This window comes from Mucilaginibacter sp. P4_C11 (genome assembly GCF_056402115.1).
In genome coordinates this window covers 23,426-39,018 of record NZ_JBFUIA010000049.1, presented here as the reverse complement: position 1 = coordinate 39,018, position 15,593 = coordinate 23,426, and the positions used below count along the sequence as shown (strand labels likewise).

At 40.0% G+C, this 15,593-nt stretch carries 12 protein-coding genes; 5 read left to right on the top strand and 7 right to left on the bottom strand.

The window, feature by feature from the left end; all coding sequences use genetic code 11:
- Positions 1-101: 101 nt before the first annotated feature.
- The gene (locus AC1DU2_RS28610) at positions 102-296 is read right to left on the bottom strand and encodes a cold-shock protein (protein WP_090644815.1); all 195 of its coding nucleotides are present in this window, start codon (positions 294-296) and stop codon (positions 102-104) included.
- 395 nt (positions 297-691) lie between these two features.
- Between AC1DU2_RS28610 and AC1DU2_RS28605 the strand changes: the two genes are divergently transcribed.
- The 4 genes from AC1DU2_RS28605 to AC1DU2_RS28590 all read left to right on the top strand — a co-directional run bounded on the left by AC1DU2_RS28605 (position 692) and on the right by AC1DU2_RS28590 (position 3,967).
- A complete protein-coding gene (locus AC1DU2_RS28605; protein WP_477388800.1) occupies positions 692-1,099 on the top strand; it encodes a hypothetical protein in 408 nt (135 codons plus the stop codon).
- Positions 1,100-1,296: 197 nt separating this feature from the next.
- Positions 1,297-2,193: a hypothetical protein gene (locus AC1DU2_RS28600; protein WP_477388799.1), complete on the top strand. Its 897-nt coding sequence runs from the start codon at positions 1,297-1,299 to the stop codon at positions 2,191-2,193.
- A gap of 252 nt (positions 2,194-2,445) precedes the next feature.
- Positions 2,446-3,099, top strand: a complete 654-nt coding sequence (locus AC1DU2_RS28595) for an HAD family hydrolase (RefSeq protein WP_477388797.1) — start codon at positions 2,446-2,448, stop codon at positions 3,097-3,099.
- 103 nt (positions 3,100-3,202) lie between these two features.
- Entirely contained in the window at positions 3,203-3,967 is a 765-nt protein-coding gene (locus AC1DU2_RS28590) for a hypothetical protein (protein WP_477388796.1), read from the top strand.
- Positions 3,968-4,039: 72 nt separating this feature from the next.
- On the opposite strand, the gene lysA is transcribed toward AC1DU2_RS28590, so the two are convergent.
- Positions 4,040-5,245, bottom strand: a complete 1,206-nt coding sequence (gene lysA / locus AC1DU2_RS28585) for a diaminopimelate decarboxylase (protein ID WP_477388794.1) — start codon at positions 5,243-5,245, stop codon at positions 4,040-4,042.
- Between the two features lie 133 nt (positions 5,246-5,378).
- Positions 5,379-6,689 (bottom strand): aspartate kinase, encoded by a 1,311-nt coding sequence (locus AC1DU2_RS28580; protein ID WP_477357139.1) that lies wholly within the window; start codon positions 6,687-6,689, stop codon positions 5,379-5,381.
- Positions 6,690-6,872: 183 nt separating this feature from the next.
- On the opposite strand from AC1DU2_RS28580, the gene AC1DU2_RS28575 reads away from it, so the two are divergent.
- Positions 6,873-7,958, top strand: coding sequence for a toxin-antitoxin system YwqK family antitoxin (locus AC1DU2_RS28575; protein ID WP_477388792.1), 1,086 nt, complete (start codon positions 6,873-6,875; stop codon positions 7,956-7,958).
- Positions 7,959-8,380: 422 nt separating this feature from the next.
- Here AC1DU2_RS28575 and AC1DU2_RS28570 read toward each other — a convergent pair whose 3' ends face one another.
- The 4 genes from AC1DU2_RS28570 to AC1DU2_RS28555 form a co-directional block, all read right to left on the bottom strand.
- A complete protein-coding gene (locus tag AC1DU2_RS28570) occupies positions 8,381-10,309 on the bottom strand; it encodes an ATP-binding protein (RefSeq protein WP_477388790.1) in 1,929 nt (642 codons plus the stop codon).
- Positions 10,310-10,633: 324 nt separating this feature from the next.
- The gene (locus AC1DU2_RS28565) at positions 10,634-13,591 is read right to left on the bottom strand and encodes a tetratricopeptide repeat protein (protein WP_477388788.1); all 2,958 of its coding nucleotides are present in this window, start codon (positions 13,589-13,591) and stop codon (positions 10,634-10,636) included.
- Between the two features lie 15 nt (positions 13,592-13,606).
- On the bottom strand, positions 13,607-14,425 hold the full coding sequence (locus AC1DU2_RS28560) for a hypothetical protein (protein WP_477388786.1): 819 nt from the start codon (positions 14,423-14,425) through the stop codon (positions 13,607-13,609).
- A gap of 27 nt (positions 14,426-14,452) precedes the next feature.
- A complete protein-coding gene (locus tag AC1DU2_RS28555; RefSeq protein WP_477388784.1) occupies positions 14,453-15,550 on the bottom strand; it encodes a hypothetical protein in 1,098 nt (365 codons plus the stop codon).
- Positions 15,551-15,593 lie beyond the last annotated feature (43 nt).

Here is a 15,593-nt window from a genome sequence, read left to right as displayed (position 1 = left end):
GCCTAATGACTAATGACGGCGCAGCGGAATGACCAATGACTAAAAAAGAAAGGCATCCACTAAAAAGCGGATGCCTGGTATGCTTAATGGTTATATTATACTTAGATAACTTTTACATTTACCGCATTTAAACCTTTTCTGCCGTTTTCAACTTCAAATTCAACTTTGTCGTTTTCGCGGATCTCATCGATCAGGCCTGTCGAATGAACAAAAATGTCCTGGCCACCGCTTGTTGGTGTAATAAATCCAAAACCTTTTGTTTCATTAAAAAATTTTACTGTTCCTTCTTTTTGCATTATGTTATTTATTAAAGGCACCAAGGTAGGGAAAATTCTTCGATTTGAAGATTTGAGAATCTGAAGATTCAGGAACGAAAATGCCTGTTTTAAAAAACAAAGCACATCAATAACTACTAAACAGCTAAAAGTCAACAGTTTTGAAAAACTTAAAAACTAATTTCCAAATCTTCAAATTCTCAAATTTTCAAATTAAATTTACGTCACTATGGCACTAGACCTTCACGTAATGGCACATCCAACAAATAATTGTTTTGAGAAATTAGCCAACATAAATATTATATTTGTGGGCAGTTACACTTAAACCTTTTGATAACCGTTACGTCATATGCGTGTAACTAAATAGTTGCAAAAAACGTAAACAACCATAACCAATCCGAACCAACAAAAAAGTCATGAAAAGTATAATTCTGTTAACGTTCAGTACGTTATTTTCAGCCGTGGCTTTCGCTCAAACCTCAAGCCCTGCTGCCCCAACCAAAGTAGATGAAAAAGTGAACCTTGTTGCCTCCAAAACCGAAGTAGCAACCTCTAAAACAAACTTAACCGCCGCCGAAACGGAACTGGCAGCTGCGCAGGCAACACTGGATGCAGCCATTGCTCAAAAAGCAGATAAAGTAACTATAGCGGCGGCCAAAGCCAACCTGGCTACAGCAAAAGAAGATGTAAAAGCTGCAAGGAAAAACGTTAAAACTGCGAGGGAAGTACGCCTGACAGCCAAGGAAGAAGTAAAAGATATAAAGAAAGAAATAAGGCAGGCCAAACATGACGTGGTAAAACACCACGCAACACATGTAAGGTAAAATGTAATTTTGATACAAAAAAGCTGCTTTTAAACAAGCAGCTTTTTTTATATCCTTATTTAAGCCTTGAGCGTTAATAACAGAGATGGAATCGTATTCCCTATCCTGCCGCAGGCAGCCGGGCTAACAACTGGTATTCCGATTTTATAATAATGGTAAAGCCCAACAGTTGCCATTTGATTGATGTATAAAAAAGAATGAAAATTGTATCCGCTTCAATATTGATAGTTACCCTTTGTTTGCTTTGTGCAAATCAAATTCTTGCTCAAGGTAACCCTGTAGATAAGGTTGATAAAACAGATAAGAGTGATAAAGATGACAAAGCAGGCGCTTTCAAATTCGGTCTTAGTTATTTGAACAACAATGTAATTATGGGGCGTGCAGATACCATAAAAACCCCGATGCTAATACCTGATATGAAGTATACTTTTAGCAACGGTGTATATTTTTCGGGCAGCGTTACTTATATACCCAACCGAATTACCGGCAAACTTGACGAAGGAAACCTTACAGGCGGCTATGATTTTGATATTACCGATAACCTGAGCGCCGAAACCTCATTTTCAAAATTATTTTATAATAAAAACAGTACACAAATAGGTTCGTCAATAAACAGCACCATCAACGCAAGTCTTGATTATGACATTTCAGGTATTATAACCCCTACTATAGGTGCCGACTATAACTTTGTGAGTAACGGGTTTAAAAACGATGTGTTTGTAAATGCAGGCTTATCCCACGATTTCATAACTACAGGTATTATCAACGATGACGATTTTTTGGTTATTTCGCCATTGGCAGAGGTGAATGCAGGTACTCAAAATTTTTACGACGCCTATCTTACACAAAAAAAATACAAACTTGCAGCAAATACCGCAAAAGCACTGGCTAAACAAAAAACCAGGCTGAGTAAATTTAACCTGCTTGATTATGAATTTTTGGTACCAATGGCCTACAAAATTGGCGTACTGATACTTCATGCCACGCCTTCATATGCCATTTCGCAAAATAAGCTGCCGGCAAATATCACCGGCAGCATGATAAACAAACCCGGTATATTTTATTTTGATATTGGTGCAACCATCAAACTTTAGTGGGACCACGGCACGATAGCCAAACCAGCTATCAATAAAAAAGTCCGTCAGCCTTTTGGGCCAATGGACTTGCTAAATCAATAATCACGCAAAAACAACCCAACACTTCCCTTATTATTTTAGCTACGTTTTAAATATCGCATTAACTATGTGGTTAACTAAAATTCTACCGGTGTATGATATGAATATACGAGGGGAAGCAATTTTTAGTTTTTATAAAGTGTATTTTGCGCCAAAATTTAAGATATACCTATGAAGGCCTTTATATTCGACCTTAATGGCACCATGATAAATGACATGCCCTATCATACTAAAGCCTGGCAAACGCTTTTAAACGACCAGTTAGGCGGCAATTTTTCCTGGGAAGAAGTAAAAAAAGAGATGTATGGCAAAAACCCCGAAGTACTGGCAAGAATGTTTGGCGCCAACCGCTTTACTGTTGATGAGATGAACGATCTATCTTACAAAAAAGAGCAAAAGTACCAGCAGGAATTTTTACCCCATTTGGCACTTTTACCCGGTTTAAGAGCATTTTTAGAAGCCGGTTATCAAGAAGGTATCCCGATGGCTATAGGTTCGGCCGCAATCCCGTTCAATATCGACTTTGTGCTGGATAACCTGAACATAAGGCACTATTTTGCGGCAATAGTAAGCGCCGATGATGTGCTTTTAAGTAAGCCCCACCCCGAAACATTTTTAAAGGCGGCGCAGCTTTTAAATACCGAACCAGCCAACTGTATAGTATTTGAAGATGTACCCAAGGGTGTTGAAGCAGCTGCCAACGCCGGTATGAAAGCCGTGGTGCTTACTACCACCCATGTTGCCCAGGAGTTTGAACACCTGGATAATGTACTCCATTTTTCAGAAGATTTTAATGACGCGTACATAGAAGCCCTGGCATTTTAGGCAGAAAGCTATTTATTAGCAGGGCTTTGTTACATAACTTAGGTTTTTAGCGTATTATTGGTAAAGATTTTTTAATCCCTAAATTCTTCACCAATATACCTTTATGAAAGTAAAATACTTATTGCCGGCGGCAGCGCTACTTTTAGGTTTGTTAAGTTCATGCAGCGATCATGTTTACGGCCCTGCGCTGCATAAAAGCGATATTGCCTACATGCCTAAACCGATGTCGATGGATAGTGTTAAATCGGCTACTTATGTATCTGCCGGACTGGTGCTCGATTTTGGCAATAACCTTACAGATCAGCTTACCAGCGGCCAGTTAAACATCAGCGAAGCACACACGTTTAAAAACTTCAACCTGGCTTATGGAGCCTTTACATCGTTAGGTAGCTACGCAAATTATGATTTGCAACAAGGCGATGCCCATTATTTTAAAGATAAATTCTTTGGCGCGGTAGGTGGCCGTTTATCAGGCAACTTCTATATCAATAATGATGGCCGTACCGACATCAGGATTATTGGCTTTGAAGCAGCCTATAGTCATGAATTTGGCGATTATGCCAGATTCAGGAAAGACGTAACCGGCGATCCTAACTTTTATACCGATACCCGCACCGAACTGTTTACCGGGGGCTTAACCAGCGAAATTGTTTTTCACGGCCGCAAGCCCAATACGCAAATGGGTTTCAGGATATTTGTTGGCGAAACATTTGGCAACGACAATATTTACAACAACAATAAAAACGACTATGTAACTTACAAAACGCCCACTTATGTTGCATTCTCCTATTTCATACAATTGAAGCAATATTTTGCCGTGGTTGAAGGTGGTACCTATGTACAGTTCAGGGTGGGTTTAAAGTTTTAAGTGGAAAGTCTTAAGTTCTAAGTCAAAATCAGACTTCGGACTTTCGACTTAGAACTTTCGACTTAAAACAAGCTATTCCGAATAGATACTTCCAACCCTATCACGCAGGTTATACCCCGAGGCCATTACTTCGCCATATGCTCCGGCAGTACGCACAGCAATCAGGTCGCCACGGAATGACTCCGGCAGGTCAACATCCTTCTGAAAACAATCTGTGCTTTCGCAAATGGGGCCTACCACATCGTATTTGATATCGGTTGCAGATTGCGTATCGCCAGTTGCCAGTAATAAGTTGTCTTGATTCTTGACTCTTGATTCTTGACTCTTGCTTATATTCTCTATCTGGTGATAAGCCTGGTAAAGCATCGGGCGTATCAGTTCGGTCATGCCGGCATCCAGTACCAGGAAATTTTTCTTTTTGCCATTTTTTACATACAGTACCCTCGATATCAGCGATGCGCTTTGGGCTACCAAAGCACGGCCAAGCTCAAAGTGTACCTCTTGCCCTGGTTTAACATTCAGGAAGTTTTTAAAAACCTGGAAATAATTTTCAAAATCGGCAATGTTGGTGTCGGGGCTGTAGTAATCAACACCTAAGCCACCGCCGGTATTTAGTACTTTAACCGGGAAGCCATGGTCTTCAAACCAATCCTGCATTTCGTTAATGCGGGTGCAAAGGCTTTTATACACCTCCAAATCGGTAATTTGTGAGCCTATATGGAAGTGAATGCCTAAAAATTGCAGGCTGGCACATTTACGTAAAGCCGTAGCCACATCGGGCAGTTGCCATATATTAATGCCAAATTTATTTTCATCTAAGCCGGTAGTAATAAAATGGTGTGTATGTGCATCAACATTAGGATTAATGCGGATAGCTACATTGGCCTTTTTGCTTTTGGCAGCAGCCAGTTCATTAATCACTTCCAACTCCTGAACCGACTCGACATTGAAACAAAAAATATCAGCATCAAGCGCATAGTTTATTTCGCGGTCTGATTTCCCTACCCCCGCAAAAACCACTTTGCCTTTGTCAAAACCATGTTCAATGGCTGCCCTAACCTCGTTGCCGCTCACACAATCGGCACCAAAACCAAAAGATTGAATCATATCCAGTACCTTCGGGTTAAAGTTTGCCTTCATGGCATAATGTACATGAAAGCCATGTTTTACCGAGGCAGTGCGGCAGGCTTCCAAAGTTTGACGCAATACACCCATATCGTAATAATAAAACGGGGTATCTAATTGATTAAAGGTATTTATGGTATCGGTTGTAAACATGTTGTGAAATCTTTTATCGTTGTCTTCAACGTCCTAATTGTTGCTCCCGGCATAGTCGGGGATTGCTTCGTTCCTCGCAATGACGCATTTTTTTGTTTTTGTAGCCCTCTCCTTTGGAGAGGGTTGGGTGAGGCTAAAAAAGCCTGTTATGCAAGCTTCTAAGCGTTTCCACCTTATCATCGGTTTTAACCAGTAATGATAAGTTATGGTCGCTGCCGCCGTATGATATCATTCTTAACGGGATGTGTTTCACGGCTTCCAGCACCCTTGCTGCATAGCCATGTTTTTCGGCACCAAAATCGCCTACTACGCAAATGATAGTATGGTTTACATCCAACTCTACCGAGCCAAATATGTTAAGCTCGCTGGTTATTTCGCCAAGGTAAGTAGTGTCATCGATGGTTAACGATACAGCCACCTCCGATGTGGTTATCATATCTATAGAAGTTTTATATCGTTCAAATACCTCAAATACCTTCCTCAAAAAGCCATGCGCCAGCAACATCCGGCTGCTTTGGATTTTGATAGCAGTAATACCATCTTTAGCCGCAATAGATTTTATCTTGTCTTTTTCGCTGGTATTGGTTATCAAGGTACCTTTTGCCTGCGGATCCATGGTGTTTAACAGGCGTACCGGTATCTTATACTTTTGCGCCGGGAACACGCTTTGCGGGTGCAATATTTTAGCACCAAAATAAGCCAGTTCGGCAGCTTCATCAAATGATAGCTGGGCTATGGGCTGGGTGCCCTTTACAATCCGCGGATCGTTATTGTGCATCCCATCAATATCTGTCCAAATCTGTACCTCTTCGCTGCGGATGCCGGCACCTATAAGCGATGCCGTATAATCGCTGCCGCCACGGCGCAGGTTATCAATTTCGCCAAAAGCATTCCGGCAAATAAAACCTTGTGTTATAAATAAGTTAACCTCTGGTTGCTTATTCAGTAAAGGAGTGATTTTTTCGGTGATATAATCAACAATGGGCTCGTTATCCTCATCTATCTTCATAAAACTTAAAGCAGGCAGCAATGCCGATGCTACGCCTATTTCCTTCAAGTAAACATGATACAATGTGGTAGACAGCAGTTCGCCCTGGGCCAAAACTATTTTTTCTTCTACAGTAGTAAAATTATTATTGGCCAGGTTATTAAGTAAAGCAAAGTGATAATCAATTACTTCCTTACCTTGCTTCAAATATTCAGCATTTACAAACAGTTCCTTTATAAATAGCTCATACTTATCCTTTAATGCACTTATCAGGATAATTGCTTTCTTTTTATCCCCTGTTAAATAAGCCTGTCCAATTTCAACCAGGTTGTTTGTTGTACCTGATACTGCCGAAAGCACAACAATTTGTCTTTCTGTAGGGTCAATAATGTCAAGCAGTGCCTTCATGCGGGCAGGGCTGCCTACAGATGTACCACCAAATTTTAAAACTTTCATTGCTGTTATGTTAACCTAAAATAAAGGGCGGGTAGGTGCCCTTATTTGCGGCGCTAAAAATAGGGTTTTAAAGTTCTTATAGCTAATAAAATTTAGCAGGTTTTCAGAAACGTATTTTTTTATCAAATTGGCAAAATTTGATATTGCATTTTAACCATAATGATTATCTGTTATATTTGTTATATGGCCTTATCATTAAAACCGAAATTATTAACAATTAGCGCTTTATGTGCTTTATTGCTGCTTGCAAACACTATCGTTAAATCACAGGAGGTAACAACCCTTTATTACGATAAAAACGGAAAGGGCTTGGATGATAAAAAGAACGCCTTTTTTTACAGGAGGGTAAAATTTAGCACCAGCGATAAACCCATAGGCACAGTTGAAGATTTTTATATAAGCGGCAAACCCTACAGTAAAGGCGAAGCGCTTTATATTGATAAGCGCAACGACACCAAAAGCAGGTGGACCGGTACTATTATTACGTACAATGAAAAAGGACGACAAATAAAACAAGGCAGCTTTGATGCCGAAGGGCTGTTAGACGGCAAGCAACTACTATTTGATAAAGAAGGAACTAAAATACAGGAGAACGATTTTGTTCATGGCAACCCCATTGATAGTTTTTACAAGGTTTACATGCCCGATGGCGTTGCGGTAAACTATTCTTACCTTACCAAAATGCCCGTAAACCTGGCTACAACAGATAAAAAACTTGGCAGGTTTACTGATAAAAATGTCATATTTCAAGATGGCCAGCCGGTTCAGTTTTACACTACGTTCAGTGGTTTAAGTATAGCCGCAAGGTTTTCGATGCAGCAGCTATGGGGCGATTATTTTGAGATTTATATCACTATCGAAAACGGGACAAAGGAGCAGTTTAATTTTGATCCGGCAGAGGTAACAGCTATCCTGCAAAAGGACGATAAAATGATACCGGTTGATATTCTGTCATATGACGTCTACGCATCGCGGGTAAGCCATAAGCAAAAATGGAGCCCGGGCTTTAGCGCCTTTTCAAATGCCGCTTTGTTAACCCCAGAAGGATACCAGGCCATAGCAATCCAACCTGCTACCGTGCATGCCGATTCAACTTCGGGCTATAAACCTTATGTGATGAAGCAAAACATAAACGAGGGCTATCTGAAGCTAAACACCTTACTCCCCGGCACACGGCTTATTGGCTTTTTGAATGTGAAGTATAAGCGTGCAGATCATTTTTTGCTAAACGTACCTGTAAACGGCTATGTTTACCAGTTTGAAATGTAGTTTTTCGCGTTAATTACCTGCACGTGTGATATGGTCAAAGTTTATCCCCAACTGCCGAAAGTCATGAAATTTTTGCTGCAAATTTTACAATGATAACGTTTTATGGGGAGCCAAAATAAAAGCCATTTAATTAATAATGGCCTTTGCTTTCTTTGTCCGCCATTGCTTTTGCACTTTGGGCAAAGGTGTAATTTGCGTTTTTTCTTTGGCGTATTTTTATTTATATCTACAATGAGCATATTCCAAACACATTTTATTGTACGCTTATGATAGGCAGAAATGAAGTTGCATTTAACTGCAGCTGCATTTCTGCTAATATAGTAATTATTCTGTTTTAACGTTTCACAGCATCTCTGATTATAGGTTGTCTTGCCTATATATATTGAGTGTTGGATAAAATTTGGGGGGAGTAATAAAAAGTTTTATAAATCAGTAAGTACATTGGCGGCAACCGGCGCATTTGAATTGGCTCTTTTTGATATTTTTTGAATAACTGGCAGTGCATAACAAAATGAGGCCCCATTGCCTTTATTATTTTCAACCCAAATGCGGCCATTCATTTTGTCGATAAAATCGCTACATATCATGAGGGCTACACCTGCTCCCTTTTCTTTTTCGTTGCTATATTTCAGGTCTATCTTGAAATTGAAAATACCCGGTAGCTTTTCCGGCGAAATGCCCTTGCCTTCGTCCTGTACACAAAGTGTTACTTCATCGGGGCTGCCATATCCAACAATGGTGATACTTGATTTTTTTGGCGAAAACTTGATTGCATTATGGATAAAATTACGATGGATAAATTGCACCAGCTCTTTATCGGCATAAAGGTTAATGTGACTGTCTACGTTATTTACTAATGTAATATCATTTTCCCGGGCCATAACGGCAAATGGTTGTAAGGCTTCCTCTATAAGCTCCCTGAGTGGCAGTACAACAGGGCTGTAACTAAAACCGGATAGCTGTTGCTTTATCCATTGTAAAATATTCTCGAAAATTTCCAGCGATACATCCGACGAGCGTTCCATGGTTTCTACCAATGCTATCAATTCTTCGCGGGTAAAAGCATCCGGATCCTTCAAAACTGTCGCCAGCGTTTTTAATGTGCCCAACGGCTGCCTGAAATCGTGGGCCAGGATAGATACCAGTCGGTTATTAAATTCATGATCAACCTCCAATTTTTGATTGCGCAGCTGTACTGTGCGGTTCAACTCTTCCAGTGTTTCACTATGCCTGCGTTTGAGCCTATACAAACGATAAAAAATACCTACCGAAAGCGCGGTAAGTAAAAGCAGGAAACCAAAAACCAACATCAAACTATTGCGGTTCTCGGCTCTTACCGTCAAAGCTTCAATTTGCTGATCTTTTATGGCATAGTCAATGTAATCAAGCCCGGATGTGTTGGTGAATACTTCTTCGTCCTCATAAAGTTCCAGCAGTTTACCGCTATAACGTTGGGTTTCGCGCAGGTTATTTTGATGGATATAGATATTGTACAGGCTTTTACCAAAAACTTTACCATAAAAGTGATAACCTTTTGACTCGGATATTGCCAGCCCCTTTTTATAATAATCAATAGCTTTTGTGCTATCCGTAAGTATAAAAAGGTTGCCGAGGCTTTTTAATATATCGAGGGTTACGTAATTTACATCTAAGGCTATCCCTTCGGCCGCAGCCTTCTGCAGTTGCGCTATGCCTTGTTCGCGTTTACCACTTTTCAGGTAAAGGTTTGCCTGCACCTGGTCTGTTACCAACAACACCCGTTCATCTTTGTACTTTGTGGCTATGCGGCGTGCCCGTTCAAGGTATACTTTAGTTAAATCTTCACCAACCGAATCTGGGTACATCAACAGGAAATTGCAATAAAGTAAAGACATGACCGAATCTTTTTTAAGTCCTGCCCCCTGAACCAAAGCTTGTTTTAAAGTCTGTACAGCTTTTTTGTCTTCTTTACGTTCGTCAAAAACAAGTGCAATATTCATCAAAGCCTGAACGATGTTCGCCGAGTCGCGTAAAACCATATAGCGATTGTAGGCATCATTGTAATACCTAAGCGATAGTTGGAGATTGCCGCGCAGGTCATAAACTATCCCTATTGTGTTAAGGGCGTCGGCTTCGCCTTGCTGGTATTTTAACCTTGCCGAGATAGCCCGTGCAAGCTTTGCGTAGTAAAATGAATTATCGATATTTTTTTCATACATCAACATGCCCAGGCGGTTAATGGCATTAACGTATTTTAAACTGTCTTTTATTAAAGGAAGCTGCTTTTGGATACTTTCAATCTCTTTCAATTGGCAATAGCCTACCTTGCCCACAAATATCAGCAATAATAAAAGGGCTAAGTACTTCTTCATTTTACAAATCAGGCTATGCAGGAGGGCAAAATCGACAGGATGAATATATGTAAAATTTTTATTACCAAGCAATATTCAGATATGTAAAATACATGCCAATATTGCTCTTTTTTGCAGTTCCGGGTTACTTATTGATAATTTACCCGATTTTCTTTCTTTTCACGTAGTATATTATAGTATTTTTCTTGATTTTATTTTCCTAATAATTAATTAATCCACTTATAAGCGAGAATAAAGTAATTCCGCTGCGATCTCGCCACGACATACGGATGCATGCAAAAATCAGTATCGGAAATGTTAAATCAACTTATTAGTAAAGCACCATCAATCGGTATATTGCTTTTTTAGCTGGTTATATTTGGTTTTCACCGGCTTGGTTTTATACAAATCTGCCAGGAATGTATTTTCGGCAAGCTTAATTTCATCCCTGGTTAGCTGCCTGGTGGCAAAGGCTTTTTCAAAATACTCCAACGCCTTGTCAAACTGGCTTTTTTTTGCAAAAGAGCAGCCCATGCTGTATAACGCACCGGCATCATTACTCTTTTGGGTTATTGCCTGGGTTAGATGCTTAACGGCAAGGCTATCCTGGTTGTTATATAGTAATGCTAAACCATATTCGGCGTTAAATGAACTGTCGCTGCGTAGTGGCCCTCCTTTTTCATAGCTGGCAAAAGCTGTAGTGGCATTTTCAAACGCTTTATTTTTAAAGTAACTCAGCCCAAGCAGGTAAAACCTGTTCCTCACGGTGGATAAGGTATCGGCAGTTATAGCGTCGTTATAATTGCTGATGGCCTGTTCGTAATTTTTATTGGTTAAAGATGCATCACCGTTAGCATAAAAGTATTTGTACTTAGGTGTTATTTTTATAGCTGCGTAGTAGTCTTTGTATGCCTTGCTAAAATCACCTTGCTGCACACGTACCAAACCCCGATAGTATAATGCCTCGGAATTAAATTCATTATAATTAAGCGATTGATCTAACGCTATCAGCGCGTTATCATAATCTTTGGAGTTATATAATGCTTCGCCATAAAGTTCCTGGGCAGTCGAAAGGTTGAGGGTGATTTCTTTCGCAAGATCACTCTTTGAACCATTTTTAGCTGCCTCAAGGTTAGCTTTAAGTATATTGATGGCCTGACCAAAATCCTCAACGGCTTTAGCATATTTTTGCTGTATCTGGTACGTGTTACCCTGTTCAAGGTACGCGCCGTAATTATTTTTATCGCTGCGAATAGCTTCATCGTAACTCTTTATAGCCTTATCGTAATTGGTTATACGGTTATAAGCAAGCCCCATTTTAAAATGAGCATCAGATAAGTCGTTATTACAGGCAATGGCACGCCTGTTAAAATCAATTGATTCCAGGTATTGTGATTTTGCGCCGATATCTTTTTTGCCAAACTCCACAGCCCTTGTAAACCTTATCTCGGCCTTGCCATGAAGCGCCAGTGCATTGCATTTGCGAATTTTGAGCGCATTGTCATAAGCGGTATCGGCACTGGTAAAATCGTGCTTTTGGCGTAAATCTTCGGCCGCTAAGAAATAGGCATTGCTGATGGAATCAACCTTTTGTTGCTGCACCGGTTCAAATCCCAACTTTTCGGCTTCAACAAAATCGGCGCCGGCACTGCTGTTGTTTTTGGCTGCCACATAATTTAAGCCCCTGATATAAAAAGCCGCCTCGTATTTTAGATTTAATTTAAGCGCAACATCAAGATCTTTTTGGGCATCTTCAGTTTTTCCGTAGCGGTATAAAATTTCGCCCCTGTCAAAATAAAAAACAGCGTTTTTATCATTCAAAGCTATCGCTTTACCGTACTCATCAAGTGCACCGGCATAATTGCCAACTTTATCTTTCCAATGCCCTTTTGTGTCAAAATAAATTGGTTTTTCGGGCGCGTCATCGGTAGCGCTCAAGGTTAACACATCATAATCAGAAATGGCGCTGCTAAAATCATTTTTGTATTTAATATAAAAGGCAGCACGGGCAATTCGGGCATCCAGGTAGTTCGGGAAATATTGTATAGCAAATGAGTAATTTTCCAGGGCCCTATCTATCGCCCTGGTTTCATCGGGCTTTTTAGCAATCATAGCTTCGTATGCCTTAGCCTTAATAAAAAACACCTCGGGGTATTCACTTTTATCTTTTTTATGTTCCTTTAGTATTTTATCGCATTCGTCAATAGCCTCATCTAATAACCCAGACCCAACTTTATTGCCCGGAGATGCAATCAGGATAAGCATTTTATTTAGCGGCGCGGTTGCGGCAGTTATTTCGGCATTGGCTTCTGGTTTTAGAGTGAGCGCCTTTTGGTAGAACCTGATAGCCTCGTTATATCTGCGCTCATCTTTAGCTTTATCTCCTTTGTTTTTAAAGTTGTCATAAGTGTACTCAGCAACCATACGTTTGGTATCCATCACTTTCTTATCAAGCGCCGGAACAAATGCCTTTAGGTTTTGAGCCTTTACATACATCTCCAAAGCATCTTTATAACGCTGATCGGCAAAATAGCCGTTGCCGGTGTTCACATATTCATTAAAATTGGCTTGAATCGCTTTTTCTTGTTCTTCTTTGGCTGTACGGAACGAACTGCTTTCTCTAAATACACTATCGGGAGGTACAACGGTTGCGGTAGCTGATGTGTCTGTATATATATCTGTATTGTTTTCTGTAGATTCTATCGGCTTCGCCGGATCATAAAAGCTGATACCCATAACATAAGCCGACCATTTGCCGTTACCGCCGCTTACCATCCTGATAGTTGCAATGCGCGGCCTTGTTTTATAGGCGATGTTTTTAACCTTGTATTTGCCTTTAAACTCACCGTCAAACTTTACGTTAACAAATACAAAGTCCTTTTTTTTGATAAAGGAAGGTACAAGGTTGTTATAGTTAATAGTAGCATCTGTTGATTTGTCGTATTGTAAATCAAGCGTAGTCATATACTTATCAATGCTTATATCTTTACTGTTGCCAAGCGAAGCCAAGGGGTCAATATCATTCTCAACCGTAATGTCTTTGTTGTAAAAAAGCTGGTTTCTCGATGGCTTATAACTGTCGCCCTCAATCTGGATCAGGTCGCTGGCTATATTGTTAGGATCATTAATAACATTAAGCAGGTCTGGTATCCGTTTTACAGTTTCGGTAGCCTGGTAGCTAATTTCGCGTGCATCCTTAAGTGTAAGTTTTTGGGCAAAACCGGCTGCCGAAAATAAGAGCAAAAAAAGTATGCTGCCGGCGCTTTTCAGTTGTAAATTTTTGATAAGTAATTTTTTATCCATAATAGGGAGGGGATTTTAATTAGCGGATGTTTTTGTAAGTTTACTTATAAGCCATCCGGAGTTTCGGGTTTGCCGGTTATACTGTTGAATGTCAAACGCCCAGCCGTCAATTTGATTAAAGTGGTAGGTTATATTATTTACCCTGGTAATTTGGGCATTGCTGTTAATAATTTCCTGTATAAAGCGTTGTGTTGCTGCATCAAGCTTGTCCATTTCGTCAAAATAGTTGGCTATGTTTTTTTTATCGGTGTTAACCTGGTAAATATCCATAAAATCGGTACCGTGACTCATAGGGTTAAGTGAGGTAGTTTTATTCACTGCAGCCGGCATTGTAAACCCTGCCTGATTTACAGCACCGGCTGGGGCAACAATGTTTAAGAATTTGCCATTAACTGCTGTTATTATCCATTTATAACCATTTGACGGCAACCTTATCAGCTTTAATCTTAATACTGCATTCTCACGCCTACCCTTCCAATTAACATCGCAGTTGAGGCTGGCGTACCATTTATCGCCATACATGCTCAAAAATCTGGGGTTTGCTTTATCATCAACACTTTTAATAAAGCTTTTTACTTCGGTTTTATCCCAGTCTTTTTTCTCCGCATTAAAAAGGCTTAATATCAGCCTTTCGCGGCTTATGAGGTTGGCTGAAACGTTATCGCCAGCGTATTTTTTTAATAATGTGCTATCATTATTGTTAAAACGTTCAATAAACTCGTTAACCTGCTTTACCTGCCATGCAAATATGTTTTGATATTCGTTCTCATAGTCCTGCGCCAACAGTACAGTACCGTTAAAAACCAGTAAAAAAGCAAACGCGTATTTTAACATAATAAGGTAATGATAAGGCTTAAAAAATTATGCTTTATGGGTTTGTACAACACCAATGTCTTCCAGGAAAACGTCCCATGCTTTCTTAGTATCACCATCGGCGCCGGTTTTCAGGTACGATTTTAAAACCACGGTTACATTACGGCGGGTTACATCGCCATAAACTATTTTACCATCACTAAATCCTTTAAACTTTTGCACAAATGTTATCACCGCATAATAATTACCATCGGCGCCAAGAGTGAATTTTGACGCGTAATTAATATTGGCGTATTCAATATCAACCTTATCATACTGACCGCTTAATTTTTGCAACCGGTTAAGGTAGCTACGGATTTTGTATTGAGGTTTGGTTAAAGCGTTTACGCTTGACACCTCAACTTTGGCATCTTCGTTCACAAATAAATCTACTGCAAGGCCGATGGTTTTGGTTGCTATTGTTGCCGATGTATTTACAGAGCATATTGTTGCCAGGTAATTAGATAATTCCTTGGTTTTATCAAGCGCTTTTTTATTAAACAATGCCATATCTACATCAATATCTCCGGCGACTACAACTGCCGGTTTTCCTGAAACAGCAGGAGTTGGTACAGGCCCAGCTACTGCCGGTGCAAACAGCTGTGCTATTTTTGCTTTGGCATTGATAAGGTAAGGGGCGGCTTTGTCGGCAGCAACAAACAACTGGTGTGTGCCATTTTTGCGGATCAAAAATATAAGGGATGCTTTCGGGGCTTTGATAGTTTTATAATGACGCGTACCGGTAATGTCGTTATCTCCTTCGGCGGTAATATTCATATCAAGCACTACGCCTTTGTTATCAACCAAAACATCAAATGCACGGGGCTGGGCTGTTTCCGTTATAAACTGATCTTTGTTATCGGCAACGTTTTTCTTATCCGAAAACACCAGATAACTCCCGGCTGCATTAAATGCAAAAAGGGATTTGGAAATGCTTTTTGAATGATCGGGCCCGGTTACGTTTTCTGGGTCTTTAAATTTAATTTTTTCGGCCTGTATATCTACAATTTTGGCCGGGGTGGCTTCGCCACTGTTAGTGTACAGAATATCCTGTGCCGATGCCTTTGAAACAAAAAACAACAAAATTATAAGGTAAAAAACTCTCATTTCGGGTATAGTGATTAGGGGTATATTAGGTTTGCTATTTATG

What these genes read in the sequence shown, in the direction of transcription:
- AC1DU2_RS28560 (WP_477388786.1), bottom strand. Translation starts at nt 14,425, where the DNA reads ATGTTAAAATACGCGTTTGCTTTTTTACTGGTTTTTAACGGTACTGTA.
- AC1DU2_RS28575 (WP_477388792.1), top strand. Translation starts at nt 6,873, where the DNA reads ATGGCCTTATCATTAAAACCGAAATTATTAACAATTAGCGCTTTATGT.
- AC1DU2_RS28595 (WP_477388797.1), top strand. Translation starts at nt 2,446, where the DNA reads ATGAAGGCCTTTATATTCGACCTTAATGGCACCATGATAAATGACATG.
- AC1DU2_RS28580 (WP_477357139.1), bottom strand. Translation starts at nt 6,689, where the DNA reads ATGAAAGTTTTAAAATTTGGTGGTACATCTGTAGGCAGCCCTGCCCGC.
- AC1DU2_RS28590 (WP_477388796.1), top strand. Translation starts at nt 3,203, where the DNA reads ATGAAAGTAAAATACTTATTGCCGGCGGCAGCGCTACTTTTAGGTTTG.
- AC1DU2_RS28555 (WP_477388784.1), bottom strand. Translation starts at nt 15,550, where the DNA reads ATGAGAGTTTTTTACCTTATAATTTTGTTGTTTTTTGTTTCAAAGGCA.
- AC1DU2_RS28605 (WP_477388800.1), top strand. Translation starts at nt 692, where the DNA reads ATGAAAAGTATAATTCTGTTAACGTTCAGTACGTTATTTTCAGCCGTG.
- AC1DU2_RS28600 (WP_477388799.1), top strand. Translation starts at nt 1,297, where the DNA reads ATGAAAATTGTATCCGCTTCAATATTGATAGTTACCCTTTGTTTGCTT.
- AC1DU2_RS28565 (WP_477388788.1), bottom strand. Translation starts at nt 13,591, where the DNA reads ATGGATAAAAAATTACTTATCAAAAATTTACAACTGAAAAGCGCCGGC.
- lysA (WP_477388794.1), bottom strand. Translation starts at nt 5,245, where the DNA reads ATGTTTACAACCGATACCATAAATACCTTTAATCAATTAGATACCCCG.
- AC1DU2_RS28570 (WP_477388790.1), bottom strand. Translation starts at nt 10,309, where the DNA reads ATGAAGAAGTACTTAGCCCTTTTATTATTGCTGATATTTGTGGGCAAG.
- AC1DU2_RS28610 (WP_090644815.1), bottom strand. Translation starts at nt 296, where the DNA reads ATGCAAAAAGAAGGAACAGTAAAATTTTTTAATGAAACAAAAGGTTTT.